This is a genomic window from Streptomyces sp. NPDC097619 (assembly GCF_040302735.1).
Lineage (GTDB): Bacteria > Actinomycetota > Actinomycetes > Streptomycetales > Streptomycetaceae > Streptomyces.
On record NZ_JBEOSD010000020.1, the window covers coordinates 1 to 26,023 of the forward strand.

Here is a 26,023-nt window from a genome sequence, read left to right on the forward strand (position 1 = left end):
CCGTGGTCATCAACCCCGGCGCCTTCACGCACTACTCGTACGCCATGCGGGACGCGGTCGCGGCCGTCCCGGGCGTCGCCCGCGCCGCCGCCGGACCGGCCGCCGCCCGCCCCAACATCCTGCTGATCGTCACCGACGACCAGCCCAAGCAGACCGAATGGGCCCTCCGCAAGACCGTGGCCTGGCTGGGCGACCAGGGGGTGCGCTTCACGAACGGGCACGTCACCACGCCCCTGTGCTCCCCGTCCCGCTCCTCCGTCCTCACCGGCCGGCACGCCCACAACCACGGGGTCCGCAACAACGCCGCCTCCTACTCCCTGGACCAGGGCACCACCGTCCAACGGCACCTGCGCGACGCCGGCTACCGCACCGGTCTCTTCGGGAAGTACCTCAACGCGTGGAACCTCGCGGAGAACCCTCCGCATTTCGAGGAATTCGCCCTCCTCAAACCCGCCTACGCGAATGCCGACTGGAACATCGACGGCACCGTCCAGCGGCTGAGCGGATACACCACGAACATCATCAGGAACCGCACCCTGAAATTCATCGACAAGGCGGCCACCGACCCCCGCCCGTGGTTCGCCTACGTCACCCCCTACGCCTCCCACGGCCCCCGCACCCCCGAGGCCAAGTACGCCGACACGGTCGTCCCCGAGTGGAACGGCCGCCCCTCCGTCCCCGAGGCCGACCGCAGCGACAAACCGGCCTACATCCGCGAGGCCACCGGCACCCTGGCCGACGGCCGCCGCATCCGCGCCGAGCAGCTCCGCACCCTGCTCTCCGTGGACGACGCCGTCCAGGCGTTCAAGGACCGTCTGACGGAGCTCGGGCAGCTCGACAACACCCTCGTCATCTACGTGGGCGACAACGGGTTCGGCTGGGCCGACCACGGCTGGACCGCCAAGTCCGTGCCCTACCGGCAGGCCCACGAGGTGCCCTTCTTCCTGTCCTGGCCCGCAGGCGGCCTCGGCGCCGGCACCGTGGACCGGCGGATCGTCGCCAACATCGACATCGCCCCCACCCTCCTCGCCGCCGCCGGGATCACCCCCACGCAGCCGCAGGACGGCCACTCCCTCCTCGGCGGCGCCGACCGCGACCACCTGCTCGTGGAGTGGTGGAAGCAGGGCTCCGGCGGACAGGCCCACGACACCTGGGCCTCGTACGTGGACAAGGAGCGCCAGTACACCGAGTACTACGACCTCCGCACCGACGCCCAGGGCAGGGTCTCGGGCACCGGCCGGGTCACCTTCCGCGAGTACTACGACCTCGTCGCCGACCCGCACCAGCTCACCAACCGCCTGCACGGGGCCACCCCCGCGGAGGAGGCCGCCCTGGGCGTCCCCGCCCTGGCCGCCCGCCTCGCCGCGGACCGCACCGCCTAGGCCGTGTCTTCCGGATCCTGCCTGGCCCGCGACGCCCGGCACCGCACCTCGCGGCGTTGCCGGAAAGCCCGCTTACGTCCAGTAGGCAGGCTTCCCGGCGCCTTGCGAGGCACGGCACCAGACGCCGCGGGCCTGACCGGCAAGATCCGAAAGACACGGCCGAGAGGAGCCCCACCCCGCCATGACCGCCACCTCCCCGTCCTCCTGCTGCACCCCGGGCGCCGCACCCACGCTCGGCCTCGGAGTGCCGCCGCCCGCACCCGTCCGGCGGACCGGACCGGACCGCTCCCGCGCGCGAGGGCTCCTCGCCCTGCCCGGCGGCCGCTTCCTGATGGGCACCGACGACCCGGAATCCTTCCCCGAGGACGGGGAGGGGCCGGTCCGCGAGGCCGTCACCGGCCCCTTCAGGATCGCCCCGACCACCGTCACCAACGCGCAGTTCGCCACCTTCGCCAAGGCCACCGGCCACGTCACCGAAGCCGAGTCCTTCGGCTTCTCCTTCGTGTTCCAGGCCCTGCTCCCCGAGGGGCCCGCCCGCACCGCCGAGTCCGTCCCCGGGGTGCCCTGGTGGCGGGTGGTCCCGGGCGCCGACTGGCGGCACCCCGAAGGCCCCGGCTCCCGGGTCACCGACCGGCAGAACCATCCCGTGGTGCACGTCTCCTGGAACGACGCGCTCGCCTACTGCGCCTGGTCCGGCACCCGACTGCCCACCGAGACCGAATGGGAGTACGCCGCCCGCGGCGGCCTGGAGCAGCGCCGCTACCCCTGGGGGGACGAGCCCGCCGAACCCGGCCGTCGACTGAACATCTGGCGGGGCTCCTTCCCCGACGGACCCGAACGCCGCCCCGGTACCGTCCCCGTCACCTCGTACCGGCCCAACGGCCACGGGCTCTACAACACCGTCGGCAACGTCTGGGAATGGTGCGCCGACAGCTTCGCCCCCGGCTCCCGGGTGATGCGCGGGGGCTCCTACCTGTGCCACGACTCCTACTGCAACCGCTACCGCGTCGCGGCGCGCAGCTCCAACACCCCCGACAGCTCCACCGGCAACATCGGCTTCCGGGTCGCCGCCGACGCCTGACCCCGCACGGGGAGGAGCCCCGCCCCGGGGGTAAGGGGGCGGGGCTCCGGACCGTCGGTCCCGGTGGGCCCGGGACGGGGACCCGGCCGGCCGGACGGGAGGCGCCGACCGACCGGGAGTCGGGTCAGCTGACCACGTACAGCTTGGTCATCTTGCGCCAGCCGATCGCGTCCACCTTCGCGAACAGGTTCTTGATGTTCCCCGGGTTGAGCTTGATGCAGCCGTTGGAGTAGTAGTCGTTCGGGTTGCTGTTGGTCCAGCGCTCCGACTCGATGCTGCCCTGCTGCCCGTTCGGCTTCATCTCGCTGTGCACGAACAGCTCCGTGCGCTTGGTGCCGTTGTGGCACTTGTGGTCCGAGATCTTGATGACGTAGCCGTTGATGATGCCGTCGAAGTTCTTGCGGTGGAACTCGACGTCGTAGGTCCCGTTCGGCAGCCAGCCCCGGTTCAGGGCGCAGGTGTTCGTGGACTGCCCCGAACCGGCCTTGTAGCTCGCCACCACCTTGTCCGCGCCCGCCGTGCTCTTCATCAGGTACAGGCGGGAGTTCGTGACGGAGCTCTTGTCGAACTTCAGGTAGTACGGCGGGGCCGCGGCGGGCCCGGCCGTCTCCTCGGCGACCGGCCGCGCCTGGGCCGGGCCCACGGCCGCGGACATGAGGCCGCCCGCCAGCGTCATCGCGAGGACGGCGGGCAGGAATCCGGGTCGATTGCGCATGGGTGAGCAACTCCTGGTTTCGGGAACGTCGGCGTGGCCGCTGCCCCGGCGCCCCGGCCGAAAGGGGGCGGTCCGGGGGCCTGGCCGCCGCCGAGTCTCGCGGTCCCGCCCGCCGCCCCACAACGGACTCCGGGTGTCCCGGACAGCCCCGCCCTGTCCGTGCAGGTCGGCGCCGTGCACCGGTTCCCGGCGGCACCCTGTCCGGGCCCTCGGACAGGGTGCCGCGCCGCCCGAAGGTACGGACCTCGCGCCCCGGGAGCCCGCACGACTCTAGGAACTGACGGACCGTCAAGTTAATCTGCGGCCATGATTGCCACCGTCGTCTGGGGCACCGGCAACGTCGGCCGCGCGGCCATCCGCGCCGTCGACGCCCACCCGGCGCTGCGACTCGCCGCCGTCATCGTCCACAACCCCGCCAAGGAAGGCCGCGACGCGGGTTCCCTGGCCGGAATCGACCGGGAACTCGGGGTCCCCGCCACCACCGACGTGGCGGCCGTCCTCGCGGCCCGCCCCCGCGCCGTGGTCTACGCCGCCTCCGGCGACGTCCGGCCCGACGAAGCCCTCGACGACATCTGCCGGGCCCTGCGCGCCGGAGCCGTGGTCGTCACCCCCGCCCTCTATCCCCTCTACGACCACCGCAACGCCCCGCCCGAGTTCCGCGATCCCGTCCTCGCGGCCGTCGCCGAGGGCGGCGGATCCCTCTTCTCCTCCGGCGTGGACCCCGGCTGGGGCAACGACGTGCTGCCCCTCCTGCTCAGCGGACTCGGCTCCACCGTGGACGCCATCCGCTGCCAGGAGATCTTCGACTACTCCACCTACGAGCAGGAGGAGTCCGTCCGCTACCTGGTCGGCATGGGCCGGCCCATGGAGTACACCCCGCCCATGCTCATCGAGACCGTGCCCACCATGGTCTGGGGCGGCCAGGTCCGCATGATGGCCCGCGCCCTCGGCGTGGAGCTCGACGACATCCGCGAGACCCTCGAACGCCGCCCCCTGGAGAAGACCGTCACCACCCGCACCATGGGCACCTTCGAGGAGGGCACCCAGGGCGCGATCCGCTTCGAGGTCCAGGGCATCGTCGGCGGCGAGCCCCGCATCGTCATCGAACACGTCACCCGGATCCACCCCGACTGCGCCCCCGACTGGCCGGTCCCACCGGACGGCTCGGGCGCCCACCGGGTCGTCATCGAGGGCCGCCCCCGCATCGAGGTCACCGTCGAGGCGGGGGACGAGGGGGAGAACAGATCCGCCGGCGGCAACGCCACCGCCGTGGGCCGGCTCGTCGGCGCCATCGACTGGCTCGCCGAGGCCGGACCCGGCCTGTACGACGCACTCGACGTACCCCTGCGCCCCGCCGTGGGCCGGCTCGGAAGGAGCCAAGGATGATCATCGACGTTCCCGAGGGCAAGCACCCGATCGAGCACGTGTGGGGGGACATGGTCCCCGAGATCGGGGCCGCCGCCTCCAATTTCTCGCTGTCCGTGTACGCCCACACCACCCTGGGCCTGCGGGAGTTCGAGGCGGCCCGGCTGCGCATCGCGCAGATCAACGGCTGCATGTTCTGCCTGGACTGGCGCACCGAACGGGACGGGGAGAAGGTCGAGGAGGGCTTCGCCGACGCGGTCACCGCCTGGCGCGTCACCGAGGACTTCGACGACCGGACGCGGCTCGCCGCCGAGTACGCCGAGCGGTACGCCCTGGACCACCACGGCATCGACGAGGAGTTCTGGTCGCGGATGACGGCCCACTACTCCCAGCCGGAGATCGTGGAACTCACCATGAGCATCGGCTCCTGGCTGGCCTTCGGCCGGCTGAACCGGGTCTTCGGGCTGGACGCGGTCTGCGTGCTGCCCACGGGCTGAGCCGCACGCGCGAAGGGCCCGCGGCCCCTCGGGGGTCGCGGGCCCGCCGTGTCTCAGAAGTCGGTGGCGATGATGTGCTCGATGTTGCGCTCGGCCAGGGCCGTGATGGTGACGAACGGGTTGACGCTGGTGTTGCCGGGGATCAGCGCGCCGTCCATCACGTACAGCCCGGAGTAGCCGTGCAGGCGACCGTGGTTGTCCGTGGCCCTGCCCAGGATCGCGCCGCCCAACGGGTGGTAGGTCAGGTGGTCGCCCCAGATCTTGTTCAGGCCGAACAGGTCCGTCCGGTAGATCGTCCCCTCCTTCGAGTTGATCTTGTCGAAGATGGTCTTCGCCATGTCGATGGAGGGCTGCTTCATCGCGGTCTGCCAGCTGAGGTCCACCTTGCCGGTGGCCGGGTTCCAGCTGAACTCCGCCCGGTTGGGGTTCTTGGTGATCGACAGGTAGAAGGAAGCGTAGGTCTCGATGCCGGTCGGGAGCGGGGCGACCTCCGCGAAGGCGCCCCCGGCGTCCCAGTTGTCGATGCCCGCCGTGGGCATGGAGGCCTGGAGCTTGCCGGTGGCGTCCCACATGTGGTTCGCCCGCCCGCACATGACGTTGCCGTTGTCGCCCCAGCCCTTGCCGATCTGGTCGTTGAGGTCGGGGAGCACGCCGGTGGCCTTGAGCCGGACGAGCAGCTTGCTGGTGCCGACGCTGCCGGCGGCGAAGAAGACCTTGGCGGCCGTCACCGTCTTGACGGCCACGGTGTCGCCGTTGGTGTTGAGGGCGTCGACGGTGACGGTGTACCCGCCGCCCGCGGCCGGCGCCACCGAAGTGACGCGGTGCAGAGGCGAGATGGTGACCCGACCGGTGGCCCGGGCCTGGGCCAGGTAGGTCTTCTGGAGGGACTTCTTCCCGTGGTTGTTCCCGTAGAGGACCTCGCCCTCCAGGGCCGACTTCGGGGCGTTCCCGGCCGCCTCCTGCTTCATGTACTCCCAGTCGTAGACGTTGGGCACGAAGACGAAGGGGAAGCCGGAGCGCTGGGCGTGCTTGCGGCCCACCCGGGCGTACTGGTAACAGGCGGCGGACTCCCACCAGGCGGGGTCCACGTTGGTCACGCCCAGGCCCGCGTTGGCGCGCGGGTAGTAGACGTCGTACATCTCGTTGACGTCCACGGTCGGCAGGACGGCGCCGAAGCGGTCCCGCCGCGGTGTGACGGCCATGCCGCCGTTGACGAGCGAGCCGCCGCCGACCCCGCGGCCCTGGTAGACGGTGATCCCGGCGAACTCCTCCGCGTCGAGGATGCCGGTGTAGCGGGGGATGTCCTTGTCGAGGGGGAAACCGAGGAAGTTGCTGAGGGGTTGTTTGGTCCGGGTGCGCAGCCAGAAGGAGCGGTAGTCGGGCTTGGTGGTGTTGGCGAAGATCTTGCCGTCGGTCCCGGGGGTGTCCCAGGCCATGCCCATCTCGATCATCTGGACGTCCACGCCGGCCTGGGCCAGGCGCAGGGCGGTGACCGCGCCCCCGTAGCCGGTGCCGATCACGAGGGCCGGTACGGAGGCGCCGTCGACGACCGGGGCGGTGCTCGGAGCGGCCGCGGCATGGGCGGGGAGACCCTGACCGGCCAGTGCCAGACCACTGAGAATAGAACCTGTTCCTACGATGAATCCCCGACGGGACACGCCGTTGGAGTCGCGCCCATGCATGGGTGTTCCACTCATGTGACCTTCCTCACTCTTGGCGGAATGGGAACTTGTTCTACTGCCGCTTGGCTGGGAAGTCACTACACGCGTTGCTGTGAATCCGCGGTACGGCCCGGGGTGGGGCGAGCCTGAACGGACCGTCCACGAACGGAGCGGATCCATCCGGTTCGAGTGGGGGAGGAGGCGCGTGGTCACGTGTGGGAGCGCACGGTCACATGTGAGGGTGCGCGATCACATGTGACCGCGCAGCGTGAGGGAGTGCGGGCACCTGCATCGACCGGACGGCCGAAGCGGGTCGATCGGACGGCCGAAGCGGGTCGGCCGCCCGGTCGGGGCGAGTCGCGCGCGGACAGAGGCCCTCGGGCGCGCGGTCTCAGTCGCGCGCCGAGGTCGCTCCGGCGCCCGCGGCTTCCAGGGCGCCCTCCGCCTCGGTTTCCGCCGCCGCAGGCTCATCCGTGAGCAGGCCCTCGCGGAGCTGTCGCAGGACGCGGGACAGCAGCCGGGACACGTGCATCTGCGAGATGCCGAGCCGGGCGCCGATCTCCGCCTGGGTCAGCTCCTGGCCGAACCGGAGGGCGAGCATCGTCCGGTCCCGCTCGCCGAGCCGGGCCATCAGGGGCTTGAGCGACTCCACGTACTCGATTCGGTCGAAGCCCTCCTCCTCCGCGCCCAAGGACCGGCTCAGTGCTCCGGAGACCGCGTCCTCCTCGTCCGGCTGCTGGGGCGAGTCCAGGGAGCGGGCCGTGTACGCCTCGGCCGCCACCCGGGCCTCGGCCAGTCGCTCGGTGGTGACGCCCAACTCCGCGGCGAGCTCCTCCTCGGAGGGGGCGTGCCCCATCCGCTGCTCCATCGCGTCCCCGGTCCGGGCGGCGCCGAGCCGCAGTTCCTGGAGGCGCCGGGGGACGCGCACCGCCCAGCTGGTGTCCCGGAAGAAGCGCTTCATCTCGCCGGTGATCGTCGGCAGGGCGAAGGTCACGAACTCCACGCCGCGATCGGGGTCGAACCGGTTGATGGCCTTGATCAGGCCGATCGTGCCCACCTGGACGATGTCCTCCATGGGCTCGCTGCGGCTGCGGAACCGGCGCGCGGCGAACTTGACCAGGCTGAGGTTCAGCTCCACCAGGGTGTTCCGGACGTACGCGTGCTCAGGTGTCCCCTCCCGCAGCTCCGTCAGCCGCCGGAACAGCGCCACCGACAGGGTGCGGGCCTCGTGCGCGCTCGCCTGTGAGGGCCGTTCCGGTACCTCCTGGAACGGTTCCTCCGTGCTCGTGCGGGCCGGGATGCTCGGGGCCCGGGGCGTGTCCGACATGACGCCTCCCGGGGAGGGGGGATTGGTGATTTCAACCTTTTTATACCCGTTCACCGGCATATGACCCGATCATCGCCCCGACTTTTCGTCCCGGGCGACCCGTCGCCGCGCTCCGCACCCCACCGCTCGCGCACCGTCACCACCCCGGGACGCCCGCCCGCCGACTCGGATCCCGCCCGGATCCGGCCACCGTCGGCCTCCCGCCCTGGTGCCCCCGCCCCCGCCCCGCTTCACTGCCGCCCCATGACACGACGGAGACGACACGGCACCACCGGCCTGATCGGCGGCCTTCTCCTGCTGCTCACCGCCGGCCAGGCACTCACCGGCCCGGCCGCCGCCGCCACCGGCCCCGCGGGACCGCCCCCGCCGATCCGAACGGCCGCCCCTTCCGCGACCCCGCCCGCCGAGTTCGGCAGCGACTGGCACGATCCGCTCACCGCCGCCCCGCCCGTCCCGCGCCCCGCCGGCCGGTCCTGCACCGTCACCCTGGCCGCCGCCCGGTTCGCCGACTTCACCCCCTACCGGGGCGCCTACACCCCGCCCACGGCCTGCGGCAGTCGCTGGAGCACGGTCGTCCTCCGCCTCGAAGGACAGGTCGCGGGACGCCAGTACGACCGGCTCGGCCACCTCTCCCTGAGCGGCGTGGAGATCCTGCGCACCTCCACGCCCCAACCCTCCCCGGAGGGCATCGCCTGGCAGGTCGAGAAGGACGTCACCCGATACGCCGACACCCTGTCCCGGCCGGGCCCCGTGGAAATGCTCATCGGCAACGTCGTCGACGAGGTGCACACCGGCGTCATCGACGTCCGCGTCACCCTCACCTACTACGCGGCCGCACCCACGGGCACCCCCGCCGGCCGCCCCGACCGCGCGGTCCCGGAACGGATCCTGCCCGTCACCGCCGGCGTCCCCGTCACCACGCCCCGCAACACCGAACGCGTCCTGGCCGAGGTGTACGCCACCGGCTCCGGCGGCGGCTGCGAGGAGTACTGGTACCTCGCCGCCCCCACCGGCTCCCCGTACTCCTGCACCGCCCCCGCCGGCCCCCACCGCGAGGTGCGCGTCTCCGTCGACGGCCGGCTCGCGGGGATCGCCGCCCCCTTCCCGACCGTCTGGACCGGCGGTTGGTCCAACCCCTTCCTCTGGTACGTCACCCCCGGCCCGCGCGCCCTCGACGTGCCCCCGGTGGTCTACGACCTGACCCCCTTCGCGGCCCTCCTCAACGACGGCCGCCCGCACCGGATCGAGACCTCCGTCGCCGGGGTGCCCGAGGGCCTGCCCGGCTGGAGCACCCCCCTCAACCTGCTCCTCTGGCAGGACGAGGGCCGCGCCGTGCTCACCGGCGGACTCACCCGCCACGAGGAACGCGCCCCGGCACCCTCCTCCCGCCACACCCCCGGCACCGAGCACCGCGCCGAGTCCGCCGCGACGCACCGGCTCACCGTCTCCGGGTACCTGGACACCTCCCGGGGCCGCGTCGACACCACCGTCACCCGCTCCCTGACCGCCGACTCCGTGCACCGCTGGACCGACGGGGAGACCACCGACGCCCTCACCGCCGACTGGACCGACCACGAGACCGTCACCAGCGGCCGCACCACCACCCGCACCGAGCGCGCGTACAGCATGGACGGCCGGACCGTCCTCGGGGCCGACGCCCGCCTTCGCACCGTCATCTCCCTCGGCGACCTCGCCCGCACCACGGTCCTGGCCCCCGGCCGCGCCCCCGCGGTCACCCGCCTCGACCACCACTACGCGGGGAACGCCACCTACACCACCGGCGTCCCCCGCGACCAGCGCCACGCCGTCGGCACCACCACCGAGCGGTACCGCCTGTACGGTCCCGGCCGTTGCCACGACCGGACCGTCACCACCGCCCAGGGCTTCGTCACCGAGGACCGCCGACGCTGCTGAGCCGCACCCCCCGGTACCCGCCGCCGGCACGCGCCGCGCCGGGTCTCCTAGGAGGACCCGTCCGGTCGGACCGAGTCCACCCCCCGGCGGGCGGTCCGCCAGGCCCCTCGCGTGAAGTCGGGGATCTCCTGCGGCTGCCCGCCGGCCCGGACCGAGGCGTCGCTCAGCGGCACCGGAGCGCTCCAGGTCGCCGCGTCGTACACGTCGAAGTCCGGCTCCAGCCCCAGCCGCATGCACTGCACCAGCCGGTACAACATCATGTGGTCCATGCCGCCGTGCCCGCCCGGCGGGTCCGCCTGCTCCTTCCACAGCCAGTGGTCGTACTCCGCGGCGTAGGCGGAGAAGTCCGCCCAGGCGTCGTCCCGGTGATCGGGCTCCAGGTAGATCCGCGGCGGATAGTCCTCGAACACCCCCCGGGTCCCGGCGAGGCTGTTGATCCTGCTGTACGGGTGCGGGGTGGACACCCCGTGCTCCAGCCGCACCAGCCGGCCCTGCGCCGTCTGCACCATGCTCACGGTCCGGTCCGGGGTCGTGTACGTCTCCCGCCACGCCGGATCCCCGGCCGGGACGTTCGCCGCCCGGTACTCCGCCAACCCCCGTGCCGGGGAACCGAAACTCGCGACGGAGACCGCCCGGTCCCCGCGGTTGAGGTCCAGGTACATCGACACCGGACCGAACCCGTGCGTGGGGTACAGGTCCCCGCGCAGCCGGGTGTGCCACTCCCGCCGCCACGGACCCTCGTAGTAGGTCGGCGAGAACATCATCGACCGCAGGTCGTGCACGTACGCCCCGGCCGCGTGCAACAGGTCGCCGAACAGGCCCGCGTGCGCCATCCGCAGCAGCCGCGTCTCGTTGCGCCCGTAACAGCAGTTCTCCATCTGCAGGCAGTGCCGACGGGTCCGCTCCGACAGGTCCACCAGTTCCCACAGCTCCGACAGCCGCATGGCCACGGGACACTCCACCCCCACGTGCTTGCCGTTCAGCATCGCGGCCTTCGCCATCGGGAAGTGCGACTCCCACGGCGTGGCCACGTACACCAGGTCCAGATCGGCGCGCGCGCACAACTTCTCGTAGTCGTGTTCACCGGCCGTGTACACCGCCGGAGCGGCCCGCCCCGCCTTCACACAGGCCCGGACCGCCTTCTCCGCCTTCGCCTTCACCGGATCGCACACGGCCACCACCTGCACCCCCGGCAGCGCCAGGAACAGCGGCAGCAGCGCCGCCCCGCGGTTGCCCAGCCCGATGATCCCCACCCGGACCGAGGACCGCCGCTCGAAGGGCACGCCCGCCATGGTGGCCCCCTGCCGCGGCGGCACGACCGCCGCCGCACCCGACCGGACCGCCGGCCCCGCGGCCGCCACCGGCGCCACGGCGACCGCGCCGAGCCCCGCCCCCGCGATGCCCGCCGCGGTGGAACCGAGTACCGTGCGACGGCTCGGCCCACGGCCCGCGCTTGCGTCCTTCATCGAACCTCCAGTAGCTGCTGCCCGTACGGCCCTCGACGGGCCCCCGGGATCCAGGTCCGGGGCGGGCCGGGCACCCTCGCGGCCCCCGACCCACCGGCTCTGCAGTCATACAAAGACGCCCGCCCCCCGCGCCCCGCCGCACGGCACGCGCGGCGCCGGCGCCTCCACCCGTGTGGAGCAGTCGGTGGCGCCCCTTACGATTTCGGCCCATGGACACGAGTGATGGCGGCAGACCCCTGGTGGACGGCCGCTTCGAACTGATCTCGCCGCTCGGCAGCGGCGGCATGGGCACCGTCTGGCGGGCCCGCGACATCGCCCTGCACCGGGAGGTGGCCCTCAAGGAGGTCCGCCCGCCCGACGAGGCCCTGGCGGCGGCCCGCCCCGACCTCGCCGTGCAACTGCGCGAACGCGCCCTCCGCGAGGCCCGCGCCCTGGCCCGGCTGGCCCACCCGCACGTGGTGACCATCCACCACATCGTGGAACCGGCCGACGGCGGCCACCCGTGGCTGGTCATGGAGCTCGTCACCGGCGGCTCCCTCCACGACCGGCTGGCCCGCGGCCCGATGCCCGTGGCCGACACCGTCCGGGTCGGGCTGGAGGTCCTCGCCGCCCTCCGCGCCGCCCACGCCGAAGGCGTCCTGCACCGCGACGTCAAGCCCGCCAACGTCCTGCTGCGCCCCGACGGCGCCGCCGTCCTCACCGACTTCGGCATCGCCGCCCTCCACGAGGCCCCCGGCCTCACCAAGACCGGCGACCTGATCGGCTCGCCCGAGTACATCGCCCCCGAGCGCGTCCGCGGCGAGGAGGGCAACCCGGCCTCCGACCTGTGGTCGCTCGGCATGATGCTGTACGTGGCCGCCGAGGGCACCCATCCGCTGCGCCGCGCCACCAGCCTGGCCACCGTCGTGGCCGTCCTCGACGAACCGATCCCGGCTCCCGTGCGCTCCGGGGCCCTCGCCCCCGTCCTCGAACGCCTCCTCGTCCGGGACCCGGCCGCCCGCCCCGACGGCGCCGCGCTGGACCGCATGCTCCGCGAGATCACCGCCGCCCCGGGCGGCGCCACCCCCCACGCCGCCCCGCCGCGTCCCGCCCCCGGCACGTCCGCCCCGGCGGGCGGCTACGGACACCCGGGCCCGGCCACGGCCGGTCCGCCCGCCGGGTACGGCTACCCCCACCCGGCCTCCGGGGCCCCCTCCGGTTCCGGCTACGGATACCCGGCGGGCCCGCACCCGGCCGGCGCCGGCTTCGGCCCGCCGCCCGCGCACGCCCACCCGGGGCCGGGTGTCACCGTCCCCGCCCACCCGGCACCCGTCGACCGCTCCGCCCGCCGCGGCCGGGTCCTCGCGGCGGCCGTGCTGACGGCCGTCCTGGCCGGCGGCGGTTACGGCATCGTCCAGCTGCTGCCCGACGGCAAGGATTCCGCTTCGACCTCCGGATCCGCCGGCGGCCCGCAGGCGTCCACGCGCTCCTCCGCGCCCGCGGGCTCCGCCGGCCGCCCCTCCACCGGCACCACCGCCCGCCCCGCCGGCAGCGATCCCTCGAAGGCGGCGGAGACACCGGAGGCCCCGACCGGCAGCATGCTCACCCCGGCCGCGATCCGTGCCGCCGTCGCCGCCTTCAAGGCGGAGACCGGCACCACCGTCTTCGTGGACATGAACGTCTACGAGACGTACATCCTGGCCGACGTCCCCGCCAAGCCCGGCAGCAAGCTGTACAAGAGCTACCGCTACGACGGCGCGGTCAGCGCCTTCGGAGCGGGCGGCCGCGTCGACCCGGAGGACCAGCTGATCGACATGGCGGCGGTGGACTGGGACGTCCTGCCCGGCCTGCTGGACCGCTCGGTCCGCGAACTCGGCGTCTCCGGCACCGTCACCCGCTACGTCCTCGTCGAGCCCTGGCTGATGGACGGCACGCCCTCCATGCGCCCGTACATGACCGACGAGGAGGGCAACGGCGGATACGTGTACGCCGACCTCAAGGGCAACGTCAAGAAGATCTACCGCGACTGACGGCCTCCCCGCCGCGCTGGTACGTTCGGAAGCCCCTGGTCGGAGCTGACGAAGGTGGTAGGGACAGTGGCACATCACGTACGCGGGGTCATCGCACGCGCCAAGGGCGCACCCGTGGAGACGGCCGTCATCGTGGTACCGGACCCGGGACCGGGGGAAGCCCTGGTCCGGGTCCGGGCCTGCGGGGTCTGTCACACCGACCTCCACTACCGCGAGGGCGGCATCAACGACGAGTTCCCCTTCCTCCTCGGCCACGAGGCCGCAGGCGTGGTCGAAGCCGTCGGCGAGGGCGTCACCGGCGTGGCCCCCGGGGACTTCGTCGTCCTCAACTGGCGGGCCGTCTGCGGGGACTGCCGGGCCTGCCGGCGCGGCCGCCCCTGGTACTGCTTCGCCACCCACAACGCCACGCAGAAGATGACCCTGGAGGACGGCACCCCGCTGGCCCCGGCCCTCGGCATCGGCGCCTTCGCCGAGAAGACCCTGGTGGCGGCCGGCCAGTGCACCAAGGTCGATCCGGCCGCCGCCCCCGCCGCGGCGGGCCTGCTGGGCTGCGGGGTCATGGCCGGTCTCGGCGCCGCCCTCAACACCGGCGGCGTCGGCCGCGGGGACTCCGTGGCCGTCATCGGCTGCGGCGGCGTCGGCAACGCCGCCGTGGCGGGCGCCCGACTCGCCGGAGCCGGCCGGATCATCGCCGTCGACCTCGACGACCGCAAGCTGGAACTCGCCCGCGGCCTGGGCGCCACGCACACCGTCAACGGCCGCTCCGCCGACGTGGTCGAGGCCGTCCGCGAACTCACCGGCGGCTTCGGCGCCGACGTGGTCATCGACGCCGTCGGCCGTCCCGAGACCTACCGGCAGGCCTTCTACGCCCGCGACCTCGCCGGCACCGTTGTCCTCGTCGGCGTCCCCACGCCCGAGATGAACCTCGAACTGCCCCTGCTGGACGTGTTCGGCCGCGGCGGCGCCCTGAAGTCCTCCTGGTACGGGGACTGCCTGCCCGAACGGGACTTCCCCGTCCTCATCGACCTCTACCTCCAGGGCCGCCTCGACCTCGACGCCTTCGTCTCCGAGACCATCCCCCTCGACGGCGTGGAGGAGGCCTTCGCCCGCATGGAACGCGGCGAGGTCCTCCGCTCCGTGGTCGAGCTGCCCTGACCCACGCGCGGCGGCGGGCGGGGCCCGCGCGGCCCCGCCCGCCCGCATAGACTCCCCGTACCGCCGCCCCACCGCGTCCGCAGGGAGACACCCGTGACCAGCAGCTACCGCCAGCCCGGCGTGGTGCTCACCGACCACCGCTTCCGGGTCCCGCTGGACCACGCGGCCCCCGCCGGCGAGCAGATCGAGCTGTACGGCCGCGAGGTCACCGCCGCCGGCCAGGACCCGACCGGACGCCCCTGGCTGCTCTACCTCGAAGGCGGCCCCGGCTTCGGCGCCCGCCGCTTCACCGGCACCCAGGCGTGGATCGGGCGCGCCGTCCGCGAGTTCCGGGTCCTCCTCCTGGACCAGCGCGGCACCGGCCGCTCCACCCCCGCCAACCGACAGACCCTGCCGCTCCGCGGCGGCCCCGCCGCACAGGCCGACCACCTCGCCCAATTCCGCGCCGACTCCATCGTCCGCGACTGCGAGGCCATCCGCCCCGCCCTCACCGGCGGCGCCCCCTGGACCGTCCTCGGCCAGAGCTTCGGCGGCTTCTGCGCCACCCACTACCTCTCCACCGCCCCCGAGGGCCTGCGCACCGTCCTCGTCACCGGCGGCCTCCCCGGCCTGGACGCCACCGCGGAGGAGGTCTACCGCGCCGCGTACCCCCGGGTCGAGCGCAAGAACCGCGCCCACTACGCCCGCTACCCGCAGGACGTTGCCCGGGCCCGGGAGATCGCCGAGCACCTCGACGCGCACGAGGTGCGGATGCCCGGCGGACACCGCCTCACCGTGGAGGGCTTCCAGTCCCTCGGCCTGATGCTCGGCGGCGCCGACGGCAGCCACCAGCTGCACTACCTGCTGGAGGACGCCTTCGTCCACACCCCCGCCGGCCCGGCCCTCTCCGACGCCTTCCTGGAAGCCGCGCGGTCCGCCCTCTCCTTCGCCGGACACCCCCTGTACGCCCTCCTCCACGAGGCGATCTACGCCCAGGACCCCACCGCCGCCACCGGCTGGGCCGCCGAACGGGTCCGCGCCGAACACCCCCGCTTCGACGCCCGGAAGGCCCTGGCCGGCGACGACCCGGTGCTCTTCACGGGGGAGACCGTCCACCCCTGGCACTTCGAGACCGACCCGGCCCTCGTCCCGCTCCGCGAGACCGCGGAGCTCCTCGCCGCCCGCACCGGCTGGCAGCCCCTCTACGACCGGGAGCGCCTGGCCGCCAACGAGGTCCCCGTCGCCGCCGCCGTCTACCACGACGACATGTACGTGGACACCGCGCACTCCCTGGACACCGCCCGGGCCGTACGGGGCCTGCGCACCTGGGTCACCGACGAGTTCGAGCACGACGGGGTCCGCGCGGGCGGCCCCCGTGTCCTGGACCGCCTCCTCGCCCTGGCCCGCGACGAGGTCTGACCCGCGACGCGATCGGAGCCTGGACCGGATCGGACCCGCGACGGGATCGTGCCCGGGGCCGCCGTACCGCGTCCCCGGAACCCGCGTCCCCCTGCGGTCCGACGGCGGCCCGCCTAGGCTGGTGATCATGACCGATCAGCTGGAACCCATGCCCGCCGACTGGCGGCGGGCCCTCGCCGTCGTCGCCCACCCCGACGATCTGGAGTACGGCTGCGCCGCCGCCGTCGCCCACTGGACCGACGGCGGCCGCGAGGTGGCCTACCTCCTGGCCACCCGTGGAGAGGCGGGCATCGACGGGATCGCCCCGGAGGAGTGCGGTCCGCTCCGCGAGGCCGAGCAGCGGGCGAGCGCCGCCGTCGTGGGCGTCTCCACGGTCGAGTTCCTCGACCACCGGGACGGCGTCATCGAGTACGGGACCGCGCTGCGCCGCGACATCGCCGCCGCCATCCGCCGGCACCGCCCCGAACTGGTCGTGACCCTCAACCACGGCGAGGTATGGGGCCCCGGCCCCGGGGGCGCCTGGAACTCGCCCGACCACAAGGCCGTGGGCCGGGCCGTGCTCGACGCGGCGGGCGACGCGGGCAACCGCTGGATCTTCCCGGAGCTCACCGCGCGGGGCCTGGAGCCCTGGAACGGGGTCCGCTGGGTGGCCGTGGCGGGCTCCTCCACCCCGACCCACGCGGTGGACGCCGGGCCCGGCCTGGAGCGCTCGATCTCCTCCCTGCTGGCCCACCGCGCCTACATCGAGGGACTCACCGACGAGGACCCCGAGACCTACACCCGGAACTTCCTCACCGGATTCGCGCAGGCCGCCGCCCCGCGGTTCGGCGGTCGGCCCGCGGTCACCTTCGAGCTCTTCCCCCGCTGAACCCCGCCCCCTATTCTGACGCACCATCAGAAGCGGGGGAGGGCGGCCCGGATGATCGACACCATCGGCACGGAGATCGACGAGGAGGAACGGCGGCTGCGGTTGGAGGTGACCGGGGACGGCCTGGCCGTGCTCACCCTCTGCCGCCCCGCCACCCTCAACGGCTGGAGCTGGGAGTCCTCCCGCCAACTCGGACTCCTCGCCGACCGGATCCGCTTCGACCCCGAGGTCCGGACCGTACTGCTGCGGGCCGAGGGCCGGGCCTTCTGCGCGGGCATCGACGTCACCGCCCCCGGCGGCGCCATCACCGGCGATTCCGCGGCGGCCCGGACCCGCAACTACTACGAGGGCATCCGCTGGGTCCACGAACGGTTCTCCGTCTTCGCCCGGCTCCCGCAGCCGGTGATCGCCGCCGTGCAGGGCCACTGCCTCGGCTTCGGCTTCGAGCTCGCGCTCATGGCGGACATCCGGGTGGCGGCCGAGGACGCCGTCTTCGCCCTCCCCGAGGTGGGCCTCGGAGTGGCCGTCGACGCGGGCGGGGACCTGCGCATCGCCCGCGAGGCGGGCGCCGGCTGGGCCAAGCTGCTCGCCCTGACCGGCCGCCGGATCGACGCGGCTGCCGCCGCCCGCCTCAACCTCGTCCAACTCGTCGTCCCCGGAGCGGAGCTGGAGACCACCGCCCGCGCCCTGGCCGCCCAGATCGCCGCCAACGCGCCCCTCGCCGTGCAGGGCGTCAAACGCGCCGTGGACGCCTTCGCCGACGCCCAACTGGCCGCCGCCCTGGACCGCACCGCCCTCACCGCTGCCCTCACCCTCACCTCCGAGGACGCCCGCGAGGGCTACGGCGCCCGCGCCGCCCGCCGGCCACCCCGGTTCGAAGGCCGCTGACCCCGGCCGGCGCCCCGGACCCCCACCGTCCCGTCGACCCGCCTCGCCGGACGGTCCCGCCCCGAACGGCGGGCCCGGCGTGGTCTCAGTCGCGGAAGGGCCCCCGGCCCAACTGCTCCCGGACGGGCACCACCTCGGGGCTCACCAGGGCCCGCCGCTGCCAGTTCGCCCCGTCCACCACCAAGGTGTGCCCGGTGATGAACCGGGCGTACGGCGAGGTGAGGAAGGTGGCCGCCCAGCCGATCTCGCGGGGCAGCCCGGTGCGCAGCGCGGGCTGGCGCCGGTCCCGGGGCCCGGGCGCGGCCCGGTCCAGTCCCGCCCGGATGTCCCCGGTCATGTCCTCGTGCGGGAAGAGCCCGGGCACCAGCCCGTTGACCTGGATCCCGTACGGCCCCCACTCCACGGCCAGGCTCTCGGTGAGGCTCTTCACCCCCGCCTTGGCGGCCGCGCTGTGCGCGAAGCCGGGCCCGCCCGTCCAGGCGTACGAGGCCCCGATGTTGACGATGGAGCCGGGGGTGCCGGCGGCCAGGTGGCGGCGGCCGAACTCGCGGGTGGTGAACCAGGTGCCGGTCAGGGTGGTGTCCACGACGGCCCGCCAGCCGTTCGGGGACAGGTCCTCGGCGGGCACCGGGAAGTTCGCCGCCGCGTTGTTGACGAGGATCCCGGGCAGCCCGAAGGCGGCCTCGGCCGCGTCGAAGAGCTCCGCGACGCGCTCCGGGTCCCGGATGTCGCAGACGGCGGCGCTGACCCGGCCGCCCTCGCCGAGCTGGTCCAGCTCGTCCCGGGCCCGCTGCAGGGGCTCGGCCCGGCGGCCCGCCAGGACCAGGTGCGCGCTGAGCCGGGCGAACTCGGCCGCGATGGCCTTGCCCAGGCCGGTCCCGCCGCCCGTCACCAGCGCCACGGCCCCCTCGAAGGTGCGGGCGGGCAGCGCGCTGGCCCCGAGCGCGGGCGGCCCGGGCAGACCGGGCAGACCGGGCAGACCGGGCGGCCCGGCCTGCCCGGCCGACGGGACCGCGGGGGTCTCGGCCGGGGGAGGGGCGGTGCGGGCGGCGTCGGCCGGTTCCGCACCGGCGGCCGGAGCGGACGGGGCGGGCACGCGGGGGCCTGAGGGGTTCATGGGAGCCATCGATAGCGTGCCGCGCGACGGACCGCCAGCCCCGTGACGCCGGGAGCCGGAGCGCGCCGGGCCGGGCGCCGGGGGGCGGGCACGGGCCCGTCGGGCGGCCCGTTCCGGCGGGCGCGATCCGGCCGTGGGGCACCGGCCCTGTTCCCGTCGCCCCAAGCGACTGCTTAGTATGCCGCGGAGTGCGGTCCCCCTACGGAGGCTGGAGGCCCCGGTGCAGGCTTGGCGCGTGCAGGCCCATGACGAACCCCTCAAGGCGATGCATCTCACGGAGGTGCCCGAACCCGAGCCGGGCCCAGGCGAGGTGAAGCTGCGGGTCCTCGCCGCCGCCGTCAACTTCCCCGACGCGCTGCTGTGCCGGGGGCAATACCAGATCCGCCCTCCGCTGCCCTTCACCCCCGGGGTGGAGATCTGCGGGGAGACCCCCGACGGCCGCCGCGTCATCGCCACGCCCCGGCTGCCGCACGGCGGGTTCGCCGAGTACGCCCTCGCCCCGGCCGACCGGATCCTCCCCGCCCCCGAGGCGCTGGACGAGGCCGAGGCCGCGGCCCTGCACATCGGCTACCAGACCGGCTGGTTCGGACTGCACCGCCGGGCCGGGCTCCGGCCGGGCGAGACCCTGCTGGTGCACGCCGCGGCGGGCGGGGTGGGCTCCGCCGCCGTCCAACTGGGCAAGGCCGCCGGGGCCACGGTCATCGGGGTCGTCGGCGGTCCCGCCAAGGCCGCCACCGCCGAAGCCCTCGGCTGCGACCTCGTCCTCGACCGCACCGCCCTGGCCCCCGCCGAACTCGCCGCACGCGTCAAGGAGGCCACCGCGGGCCGCGGGGCCGACGTGGTCTACGACCCGGTCGGCGGCGACGCCTACACGGCCTCCACCAAGTGCGTGGCCTTCGAAGGGCGGATCATCGTGGTCGGCTTCGCGGGCGGCTCCGTCCCCGCCCCGGCCCTCAACCACGTCCTCATCAAGAACTACTCCGTGCTCGGCCTGCACTGGGGCCTCTACGCCGACCGCGAGCCGGACGCGATCCGCGCCTGCCACGAGGAACTCACCCTGCTCGCCGACAGCGGCGCGATCCGGCCCCTCATCGGCGACCGCCTCCCGCTCACGGCCGCCGCGGAGGCCGTCCAGCGGGTGGCCGACGGCACCAGCACCGGCCGCCTGGCCGTGCTCCCCGGCCGCCCCTGACCGACCGTCACCCGCCGGGCGGCCGGAGCGCCGTTCCCGCCGTCGGCCGTTCGGCGGCGGGAGCCGGCCGGACGACCGATGCGCGCCGCCCACCGGCTCCGGCAGCCTCGACGGGTCGCCCCGGACCCCGGGGACGGCCGCGCCCCGACCACGCCCGGGACCGCGCCCCGCCCCTGCCCCGCGAGGACCCGTCGTGCTGCACGCCCTCTACCTGATCGGCATCTCCGCCTTCGCCGCCTCCGGCGTGCTGGCCGCGCACCGCGCCCGCATGGACCCCTTCGGAGGGCTCGTCCTCGCCTTCGCCGCGAGCGTCTCCGGCGGTACCCTCCGCGACCTGATCCTCGACCGCCACCCCCTGTACTGGACCCGCGACCCGCTCCTCCTCGCCCTCATCGCCGGCGTCGCGGTCGCCACCATGCTCTTCCTGCGCCGTCGCACCCTCCCGCACCGCACCCTGATGGTCGTCGACGCCGTGGGCCTGGCCGTGGTCACCGTCATCGGTGCCCGCGCCGCCATCGAGGCCCACGTCACCCCGTTCGCCGTCCTCCTCCTCGCCGTCCTCACCGGCGTCACCGGCGAAGTGGTCCGCGACGTGCTGTGCGGGCAGTTCCCGCCGCTCCTGCTCCGCGAGGAGGTGTACGCCACCGCCGCCCTCGCCGGAGCCGCCTGCCACCTCGGCCTGCACCACGCCCACGTGGCGGCCGGCACCACCGCCGTGGTCTCCGCCGGGCTCGTCTTCGCCCTGCGGATGGCCGCCGTCTTCGGCGACCTCCACCTGCCGCGGCTGCGGGCCGCCGCCCGGTGACCTCCTCCGGATCGGGGCGTTAGACCGCCTGAGGTGTACACGGCCCGACCCGGAGGAGAGCACATGAGCCAGCAACCGGTCACCTGGCGGAGCGGCGGCCCCCGCACCCTGACCCGCCCGCTCGCGGGCGGCCCGCTCCCCGGCCGCCGGGCCGTGCTGCGGGCCGCGTTCACCGTCGCCGTGGTCTCCGCCACCGCCGCCGCCCTGGCCCCCGTGCTCCGCGCCACCACCCGCAGCACCGTGGCCCCCGCCCGCACCCCGGGGCCGGAACCCGTACCGGCCCCGGCCCCCGGCCCCGCGCCCGCCCCCGTCTTCGAGGAGACCTACCGGGGCCGGCACATCGCCGCCTACCGCGGCACCGCCCGCACCGCCTCCGGCCGGGAGACCGTCGACGTCCGCATCGACGGCCGCCCCCTGCACGTGATGCGCCGCGCCGACGGCAGCTGGCTCAGCGGCGTCAACCACTTCGAATCCTTCGCCTCCCCCCGGGACCTGGCCCGCGCGGCCGTGGACGAACTCGGCGCCCTCCAACTGGCCACGGGCCCCTCCGGCCACCACGGCTGAGCACCCTCCCCGACCCCACGCCACGGACCGAAAGGGCAAGCCCGCGCGTGTACACCCGTCAGAACCAGAAGAACCTCACCGCCGCCCAGCGCAAGCGGTTCGTCGCCGCCGTCCTGGAGCTCAAGCGCGACGGCACCTACGACCGGTTCGTCCGCACCCACGACCGCTACTTCGTGCCCGACGACGACGACGGCCTGCGGGTCGGCCACATGTCGCCGTCCTTCTTCCCCTGGCACCGCCGCTACCTCCTCGACTTCGAAGAGGCCCTGCGGGCAGTGGACCCCACGGTCTCCGTCCCCTACTGGGACTGGACCACCGACCGCAGCCCCGCGGACCCGCTCTGGGGAGAGGACTTCATGGGCGGCACCGGCCAGGGCCCCGAACGCAAGGTCGCCACCGGCCCCTTCGCGCACGCCTCCGGCAACTGGCCGATCACCGTGGGCATCACGGAAGCCCCCTTCCTCACCCGCAACCTCGGCCGCCCCCACAACCCGATCACCCTGCCCACCGCCGCCGAGCTGCAGACCGCCCTCGACGACCCGGTGTACGACATGTCCCCCTGGGACTCCACCGCCTCGGCGGGCGGCTTCCGCAACAAGCTGGAGGGCTGGGCCGCGCCCCGCAGCGAACGCTGGCGCAACCACAACAAGGTCCACCAGTGGATCGGCGGCCACATGACCGGCGGCACCGCCCCCAACGACCCGGTGTTCTGGCTCCACCACGCCTTCGTGGACCTGATCTGGGACCGCTGGCAGGCCCGCCACCCCGGCTCCGGCTACCTCCCCGACGCGCCCCTGGACCGCTGGGACCGCCAGCGCGGCCGGGTCCTCACCCGCGAGGACCCCATGCCCCCCTGGGGGATCCCCCCGTCCTCGCAGCTCGGCCACGCCGGCGTCTACCGCTACGAGGTCTGAGCGGGGCCGACCGCACGCAGAGGGCCCCCCACCGCCGGAGCGGTGGGGGGCCCTTCCCGGTCATCGGGGGTCGCACGGCCCCCGCCCGGGAACCGGCTCAGTGGCCGTAGCCGCCGTGGTCGCCGCCACCCTGGTTGATGCAGGTGTTGCCGAAGGCCGGGTTCAGGAGGCCGATCACGTTGATCGTGTTGCCGCACACGTTCACCGGAACGTTGACGGGAACCTGCAGCAGGTTGCCCGAGGCGACACCGGGCGAACCGACCGCGGCACCCTGCGCTCCGGCATCGGCAACGGCCAGACCGGCACCGGCGGCCAGGGCGCTACCGGCGGCAACGGTGACGGCAGCCACCTTCGCGATACGCGACATCGAAATCTCCTTGAGAGGTGAAGCGCCGCGGGAATCCCGCGGCAGTGACATGGCGTACAACGCCGCCGGGCGTTCATGGTCACGGCCGCTGCGCCTACCCGGTGACGGGAAAGTCCACGGAGCGGAATCCGCGGGAGATCTGACCCACCGCTCCGGGTGCCACCCGGGCCACCGGAGTGCCGGTGCAGTCGGCCGTCGCGTAGAGCACGGCCCACCGGTCCGACTGGTTGACCACGCCCTGGCCGCGCCCGCCGGAGGCCGCGTAGCAGCCGGCCGGGTGGTGCAGGGCGTGGACCTTGTCGTCGGTCCCCACGTACTGGAAGTCGGTGCCGGCGGCGTGCGCCGTGCCCCCGACGGCCGTGACCGCGGCCGCGGTGGCCAGGAGGAGGGTGCGGTGGAAACGCATGGATGCCTCGATGTCCCGGAATGGATCGGCTCAGCCGATGGCGGCGGCGCGGGTCGCCCCCGCTGCCGGTCTCAACCCACCGGCCGGCACCGGGTCACGGCCTGTCACCCGTAGGGGCAGCCGCGCGGGCGGGGACGGGCTGGGCGACAATGCCGGAAGAGGCGCCGCCGACACCTGGGAGGCATCGTGACGGAGTCCGTGGACGAGGGGACGATCACCGCTCCGACCCGGTACGGGACCGTGCGCGGCCGCTTCGAGGCCGGCGTGGCCGTCTTCCGGGGCATCCCCTACGCGGCCGCCCCCTTCGGCCCCCTCCGGTTCGCGGCCCCGGCCCCTCCGGAGCCCTGGGACGGGGTCCGCGAAGCCCTCGCGTTCGGTCCCACCCCTCCGAAGAACCCCTACCCCAAGCCGTTCTCCGAGCTGCTCCCGGACCCGGTGCTGCCCGGCGAGGACTGCCTCACCCTGAACGTGTGGACCCCCGACCCCGCCCCCTCGGCCCGCCTGCCGGTGATGGTGTGGATCCACGGCGGGGCGCTCACCCGCGGCTCCTCCGCGGTCCCCGTCTACGACGGGCGCGCCTTCGCCCGCGACGGGGTCGTGCTGGTCTCCCTGAACTACCGGCTGGGCGTCGAGGGGTACGGGGTCTTCCCCGACGCCCCGCAGAACCGCGGCCTCCGCGACCAGCTCGCCGCCCTGGCCTGGGTCCGCGACAACGTCGGCGCCTTCGGCGGGGACCCGGACCGGGTCACGGTGTTCGGCGAGTCCGCCGGGGCCATCAGCATCGGCGCCCTGCTGGCCTGCCCGGCCGCCGAGGGCCTGTTCGCCCGCGCGGTACTGCAGAGCGGCGCCCCCGAGGTGCTGCCCCGGGACAAGGCCCGCACCATGGTGCGGCGGATGGCCTCGGCGCTCAAGGTGCCCGCCACCGCGGCGGCCTTCGCCCGGGTGGACCGGACGGCGCTGCTCGCCGCCCAGGCCTCCGCGCTGCGCCGCTCCGGCCCGCTGCTGGGCGGACCCGCCTTCGCCCTGGTCCCCGACGGGGAACTGGTGCCCGAGGACCCGCTGGCCGAGCTGGTGGCGGGCCGGGTCGGCCGGGGCGTGCCGCTGCTGGCGGGCTGGACGGCGGAGGAGTACCGGCTCTGGCTGGCGCCCACCGGCCTGCTGGGCCCCATGGACCGGCTGGGGCCGCTCACCCTGGGCTTCGGCATGCTCCGCAGCGGCCGTGGCCGGGCGGACCTGCGGGCCCTGAAGGAGGCCCTGCCCGGGGCGGGCGCGGGTCAGGTGGTGGGGGAGCTGCTCACGGACCTGCTGCTACGGGATCCGTTGCGGGCCCTGGCCGGTTCGGGCCGCACGGCCCGGCGGGCCCCCGTGCACCTGTACGAGTTCCGCTGGCGCTCCGGGATCGAGGGCATCGGCTCCTGCCACGCCCTGGAGCTGGGCTTCGTCTTCGACACGCTGGGCGTGCCGGAGTCCTCGTGGCTGGCCGGCCCGTCGGCCCCGCAGGAGCTCGCGGACGAGATGCACGGGGCCTGGGTCCGGTTCGCGACCGTCGGGGCGCCGGGCTGGCCCGCGTGGCGTTCCGAGGGGGACCGGCCTCACCCGTTCGGGTCAGCGCTGCCGGAGGTTCCGGAGGCGGACCGGGCCCTGGTGCGAGGCGTCTGAAGGGTCCGGGCCGTCGGGCGGACCGTGGCTCAGGCCACCGGCACCGGGCCGACGAGGCGGTCACTGATCCACTTGATCGGTCCCTCGCCCATGGCGGGCACGTACGTCTTGGCGTTGTGCCGGCCGCCCTGGATGACCTTGAGTTCGGTGTGGATCGGTCCCTTCCCGTACCGGGCGATGAACCGCTTCACGTCCGGCAGGGTGTGGGTGTTGCTCTCGTTCGTGCCGACCTGGAAGGCGAGGTACACGTCCGGACCCTTGCGGGCGATCAGGTCGCGGGCGAGCAGCGAGGGGTCGTTGGCCGCCTTCTCCCGGTCGTGGCCCTTCCACAGGCGGGAGTCGGGGGCGATGTCGGGGCCGGAGGCGATCACGGCCTTGAACTTGTCGGGGTGCTTGAGGACGGCCTTGAGTCCGGCGAAGCCGCCGGTGGAGGAGCCCATGAAGGCCCAGCCGTCCCGGGAGTCCACGGTGCGGAAGTTCTCCCGCATCAGCTCGGGGACGTCCTCGGTGAGCCAGGTCCCCATCTTGGGCTGTCCGGGGATGTCGGAGCCGTCCCAGTAGAGGCCGCCGTCGTCGGGGGCCGGATTGAGCACGGGCATGGCCAGGAGGAAGGGCTTGCTCTTGCCCTCGGCGTACCACTTGCTGATGCCGGCCTGGAGCCCGAGGTCGGTGCCCATCCAGTAGTTGGAGGGGAATCCGGGGCCGCCGGGCAGGGCGATCATGACGGGGAACCCGCTGTCGGCGAACTCCTTCTCGGAGTACTCCTTCGGGGCCCACACCCAGACCTTGCCGGTGAAGCCGGACTTCTTGCCCGCGAAGGTGGTGACGGCCACGTGGGTGCCGTCGGGCAGGGTCATCGCGTTCTTGAAGTCGGCCGCCGGGCCGGTGGGCAGCAGGCCGTGCGGGGTACCGGTGGCGTCGGCGCCGTCCGGGCGGGGAGTGGCCTTCGCGCCGCCGGTACCCGTGCCGGTGCGGTCCGTCGGGGCGCCGAAGGAGACCGGGTCCCCCTTGTCGGTGAAGGGGGGTATCTCGTAGTGGGCCATCACCTGCCAGGCGGTCAGGCCGAGCGCGGCCGTGGCGGCCCCCGCGATCACCCAGCGACGGGCCCGGTTCGGGCGGCGGCGGTGGCCCGCGGGGCGCGGCTCCTGGGGTGCGTACGACATGTGCTTGCTGCTCCGGACTGTGCTGCCGCCCCGGACGGGGCAGGGTGTTTCCGTTTCCGTCCGAAGGATGAGCGGGAGCCGGTCGAGGTTGCCCATTTTTATCTCTCTTG

General features: G+C 74.1%; 23 protein-coding genes. 15 read left to right on the top strand and 8 right to left on the bottom strand.

Going from position 1 to position 26,023, the window contains the following annotated elements:
* A partial coding sequence (locus ABTZ17_RS08285) for a sulfatase family protein (RefSeq protein WP_352194727.1) occupies nt 1-1,382 on the top strand: 1,382 nt, incomplete at its 5' end.
* A 181-nt stretch (nt 1,383-1,563) separates the two neighbouring features.
* Nucleotides 1,564-2,463, top strand: coding sequence for a formylglycine-generating enzyme family protein (locus ABTZ17_RS08290; protein WP_352194728.1), 900 nt, complete (start codon nt 1,564-1,566; stop codon nt 2,461-2,463).
* A gap of 124 nt (nt 2,464-2,587) precedes the next feature.
* On the opposite strand, the gene ABTZ17_RS08295 is transcribed toward ABTZ17_RS08290, so the two are convergent.
* Entirely contained in the window at nt 2,588-3,178 is a 591-nt protein-coding gene (locus tag ABTZ17_RS08295) for a L,D-transpeptidase family protein (RefSeq protein WP_352194729.1), read from the bottom strand.
* 306 nt (nt 3,179-3,484) lie between these two features.
* On the opposite strand from ABTZ17_RS08295, the gene ABTZ17_RS08300 reads away from it, so the two are divergent.
* The gene (locus ABTZ17_RS08300) at nt 3,485-4,564 is read left to right on the top strand and encodes an NAD(P)H-dependent amine dehydrogenase family protein (RefSeq protein ID WP_352194730.1); all 1,080 of its coding nucleotides are present in this window, start codon (nt 3,485-3,487) and stop codon (nt 4,562-4,564) included.
* Nucleotides 4,561-5,040, top strand: coding sequence for a carboxymuconolactone decarboxylase family protein (locus ABTZ17_RS08305; RefSeq protein ID WP_352194731.1), 480 nt, complete (start codon nt 4,561-4,563; stop codon nt 5,038-5,040). Before ABTZ17_RS08300 ends, ABTZ17_RS08305 begins: the two co-directional genes overlap by 4 nt.
* A gap of 53 nt (nt 5,041-5,093) precedes the next feature.
* Here the strand turns inward: ABTZ17_RS08305 and ABTZ17_RS08310 are convergent, their stop codons facing one another.
* Together ABTZ17_RS08310 and ABTZ17_RS08315 are read right to left on the bottom strand one after the other, a co-directional pair.
* Nucleotides 5,094-6,737: a GMC oxidoreductase gene (locus tag ABTZ17_RS08310; protein WP_352194732.1), complete on the bottom strand. Its 1,644-nt coding sequence runs from the start codon at nt 6,735-6,737 to the stop codon at nt 5,094-5,096.
* Between the two features lie 355 nt (nt 6,738-7,092).
* The gene (locus tag ABTZ17_RS08315) at nt 7,093-8,028 is read right to left on the bottom strand and encodes a SigB/SigF/SigG family RNA polymerase sigma factor (RefSeq protein WP_352194733.1); all 936 of its coding nucleotides are present in this window, start codon (nt 8,026-8,028) and stop codon (nt 7,093-7,095) included.
* A gap of 243 nt (nt 8,029-8,271) precedes the next feature.
* On the opposite strand from ABTZ17_RS08315, the gene ABTZ17_RS08320 reads away from it, so the two are divergent.
* The gene (locus ABTZ17_RS08320; protein ID WP_352194734.1) at nt 8,272-9,942 is read left to right on the top strand and encodes a peptide-N4-asparagine amidase; all 1,671 of its coding nucleotides are present in this window, start codon (nt 8,272-8,274) and stop codon (nt 9,940-9,942) included.
* Between the two features lie 47 nt (nt 9,943-9,989).
* Here ABTZ17_RS08320 and ABTZ17_RS08325 read toward each other — a convergent pair whose 3' ends face one another.
* Entirely contained in the window at nt 9,990-11,408 is a 1,419-nt protein-coding gene (locus tag ABTZ17_RS08325; RefSeq protein WP_352194735.1) for a Gfo/Idh/MocA family protein, read from the bottom strand.
* 209 nt (nt 11,409-11,617) lie between these two features.
* Between ABTZ17_RS08325 and ABTZ17_RS08330 the strand changes: the two genes are divergently transcribed.
* The 5 genes from ABTZ17_RS08330 to ABTZ17_RS08350 all read left to right on the top strand — a co-directional run bounded on the left by ABTZ17_RS08330 (nt 11,618) and on the right by ABTZ17_RS08350 (nt 17,726).
* The gene (locus ABTZ17_RS08330; RefSeq protein ID WP_352194736.1) at nt 11,618-13,417 is read left to right on the top strand and encodes a serine/threonine-protein kinase; all 1,800 of its coding nucleotides are present in this window, start codon (nt 11,618-11,620) and stop codon (nt 13,415-13,417) included.
* A gap of 66 nt (nt 13,418-13,483) precedes the next feature.
* Nucleotides 13,484-14,572 carry an S-(hydroxymethyl)mycothiol dehydrogenase gene (locus ABTZ17_RS08335; protein WP_352194737.1) on the top strand — a complete coding sequence of 363 codons (1,089 nt, stop codon included), beginning with the start codon at nt 13,484-13,486 and terminating at the stop codon, nt 14,570-14,572.
* 93 nt (nt 14,573-14,665) lie between these two features.
* Nucleotides 14,666-15,970: an alpha/beta fold hydrolase gene (locus tag ABTZ17_RS08340; RefSeq protein WP_352194738.1), complete on the top strand. Its 1,305-nt coding sequence runs from the start codon at nt 14,666-14,668 to the stop codon at nt 15,968-15,970.
* 127 nt (nt 15,971-16,097) lie between these two features.
* On the top strand, nt 16,098-16,838 hold the full coding sequence (locus ABTZ17_RS08345; RefSeq protein ID WP_352194739.1) for a PIG-L deacetylase family protein: 741 nt from the start codon (nt 16,098-16,100) through the stop codon (nt 16,836-16,838).
* A gap of 51 nt (nt 16,839-16,889) precedes the next feature.
* Nucleotides 16,890-17,726: an enoyl-CoA hydratase/isomerase family protein gene (locus ABTZ17_RS08350; RefSeq protein WP_352194740.1), complete on the top strand. Its 837-nt coding sequence runs from the start codon at nt 16,890-16,892 to the stop codon at nt 17,724-17,726.
* An 85-nt stretch (nt 17,727-17,811) separates the two neighbouring features.
* Here ABTZ17_RS08350 and ABTZ17_RS08355 read toward each other — a convergent pair whose 3' ends face one another.
* Nucleotides 17,812-18,843: an SDR family oxidoreductase gene (locus tag ABTZ17_RS08355; RefSeq protein ID WP_352194741.1), complete on the bottom strand. Its 1,032-nt coding sequence runs from the start codon at nt 18,841-18,843 to the stop codon at nt 17,812-17,814.
* 220 nt (nt 18,844-19,063) lie between these two features.
* Between ABTZ17_RS08355 and ABTZ17_RS08360 the strand changes: the two genes are divergently transcribed.
* From ABTZ17_RS08360 to ABTZ17_RS08375, 4 genes are all read left to right on the top strand, one after another.
* Complete coding sequence (locus ABTZ17_RS08360; RefSeq protein WP_352194742.1) at nt 19,064-20,035, top strand: NADPH:quinone oxidoreductase family protein; 972 nt, start codon at nt 19,064-19,066, stop codon at nt 20,033-20,035.
* Nucleotides 20,036-20,228: 193 nt separating this feature from the next.
* Complete coding sequence (locus ABTZ17_RS08365) at nt 20,229-20,840, top strand: trimeric intracellular cation channel family protein (protein WP_352194743.1); 612 nt, start codon at nt 20,229-20,231, stop codon at nt 20,838-20,840.
* Between the two features lie 63 nt (nt 20,841-20,903).
* Complete coding sequence (locus tag ABTZ17_RS08370; RefSeq protein ID WP_352194744.1) at nt 20,904-21,404, top strand: tyrosinase family oxidase copper chaperone; 501 nt, start codon at nt 20,904-20,906, stop codon at nt 21,402-21,404.
* Between the two features lie 47 nt (nt 21,405-21,451).
* The gene (locus tag ABTZ17_RS08375) at nt 21,452-22,318 is read left to right on the top strand and encodes a tyrosinase family protein (RefSeq protein ID WP_352194745.1); all 867 of its coding nucleotides are present in this window, start codon (nt 21,452-21,454) and stop codon (nt 22,316-22,318) included.
* Between the two features lie 97 nt (nt 22,319-22,415).
* On the opposite strand, the gene ABTZ17_RS08380 is transcribed toward ABTZ17_RS08375, so the two are convergent.
* Nucleotides 22,416-22,685 (bottom strand): chaplin, encoded by a 270-nt coding sequence (locus tag ABTZ17_RS08380; protein WP_352194746.1) that lies wholly within the window; start codon nt 22,683-22,685, stop codon nt 22,416-22,418.
* Between the two features lie 94 nt (nt 22,686-22,779).
* Nucleotides 22,780-23,091 carry a hypothetical protein gene (locus ABTZ17_RS08385; RefSeq protein ID WP_352194747.1) on the bottom strand — a complete coding sequence of 104 codons (312 nt, stop codon included), beginning with the start codon at nt 23,089-23,091 and terminating at the stop codon, nt 22,780-22,782.
* Between the two features lie 186 nt (nt 23,092-23,277).
* On the opposite strand from ABTZ17_RS08385, the gene ABTZ17_RS08390 reads away from it, so the two are divergent.
* Complete coding sequence (locus ABTZ17_RS08390; RefSeq protein WP_352194748.1) at nt 23,278-24,750, top strand: carboxylesterase/lipase family protein; 1,473 nt, start codon at nt 23,278-23,280, stop codon at nt 24,748-24,750.
* Between the two features lie 29 nt (nt 24,751-24,779).
* Here the strand turns inward: ABTZ17_RS08390 and ABTZ17_RS08395 are convergent, their stop codons facing one another.
* Nucleotides 24,780-25,913, bottom strand: coding sequence for an alpha/beta hydrolase (locus ABTZ17_RS08395; RefSeq protein ID WP_352194749.1), 1,134 nt, complete (start codon nt 25,911-25,913; stop codon nt 24,780-24,782).
* Nucleotides 25,914-26,023 lie beyond the last annotated feature (110 nt).

Coding starts and splice junctions, on each gene's coding strand:
- ABTZ17_RS08290 (WP_352194728.1), top strand. CDS start 1,564: ATGACCGCCACCTCCCCGTCCTCCTGCTGCACCCCGGGCGCCGCACCC.
- ABTZ17_RS08295 (WP_352194729.1), bottom strand. CDS start 3,178: ATGCGCAATCGACCCGGATTCCTGCCCGCCGTCCTCGCGATGACGCTG.
- ABTZ17_RS08300 (WP_352194730.1), top strand. CDS start 3,485: ATGATTGCCACCGTCGTCTGGGGCACCGGCAACGTCGGCCGCGCGGCC.
- ABTZ17_RS08305 (WP_352194731.1), top strand. CDS start 4,561: ATGATCATCGACGTTCCCGAGGGCAAGCACCCGATCGAGCACGTGTGG.
- ABTZ17_RS08310 (WP_352194732.1), bottom strand. CDS start 6,737: ATGAGTGGAACACCCATGCATGGGCGCGACTCCAACGGCGTGTCCCGT.
- ABTZ17_RS08315 (WP_352194733.1), bottom strand. CDS start 8,028: ATGTCGGACACGCCCCGGGCCCCGAGCATCCCGGCCCGCACGAGCACG.
- ABTZ17_RS08320 (WP_352194734.1), top strand. CDS start 8,272: ATGACACGACGGAGACGACACGGCACCACCGGCCTGATCGGCGGCCTT.
- ABTZ17_RS08325 (WP_352194735.1), bottom strand. CDS start 11,408: ATGAAGGACGCAAGCGCGGGCCGTGGGCCGAGCCGTCGCACGGTACTC.
- ABTZ17_RS08330 (WP_352194736.1), top strand. CDS start 11,618: ATGGACACGAGTGATGGCGGCAGACCCCTGGTGGACGGCCGCTTCGAA.
- ABTZ17_RS08345 (WP_352194739.1), top strand. CDS start 16,098: ATGACCGATCAGCTGGAACCCATGCCCGCCGACTGGCGGCGGGCCCTC.
- ABTZ17_RS08350 (WP_352194740.1), top strand. CDS start 16,890: ATGATCGACACCATCGGCACGGAGATCGACGAGGAGGAACGGCGGCTG.
- ABTZ17_RS08355 (WP_352194741.1), bottom strand. CDS start 18,843: ATGAACCCCTCAGGCCCCCGCGTGCCCGCCCCGTCCGCTCCGGCCGCC.
- ABTZ17_RS08370 (WP_352194744.1), top strand. CDS start 20,904: ATGAGCCAGCAACCGGTCACCTGGCGGAGCGGCGGCCCCCGCACCCTG.
- ABTZ17_RS08380 (WP_352194746.1), bottom strand. CDS start 22,685: ATGTCGCGTATCGCGAAGGTGGCTGCCGTCACCGTTGCCGCCGGTAGC.
- ABTZ17_RS08385 (WP_352194747.1), bottom strand. CDS start 23,091: ATGCGTTTCCACCGCACCCTCCTCCTGGCCACCGCGGCCGCGGTCACG.
- ABTZ17_RS08395 (WP_352194749.1), bottom strand. CDS start 25,913: ATGTCGTACGCACCCCAGGAGCCGCGCCCCGCGGGCCACCGCCGCCGC.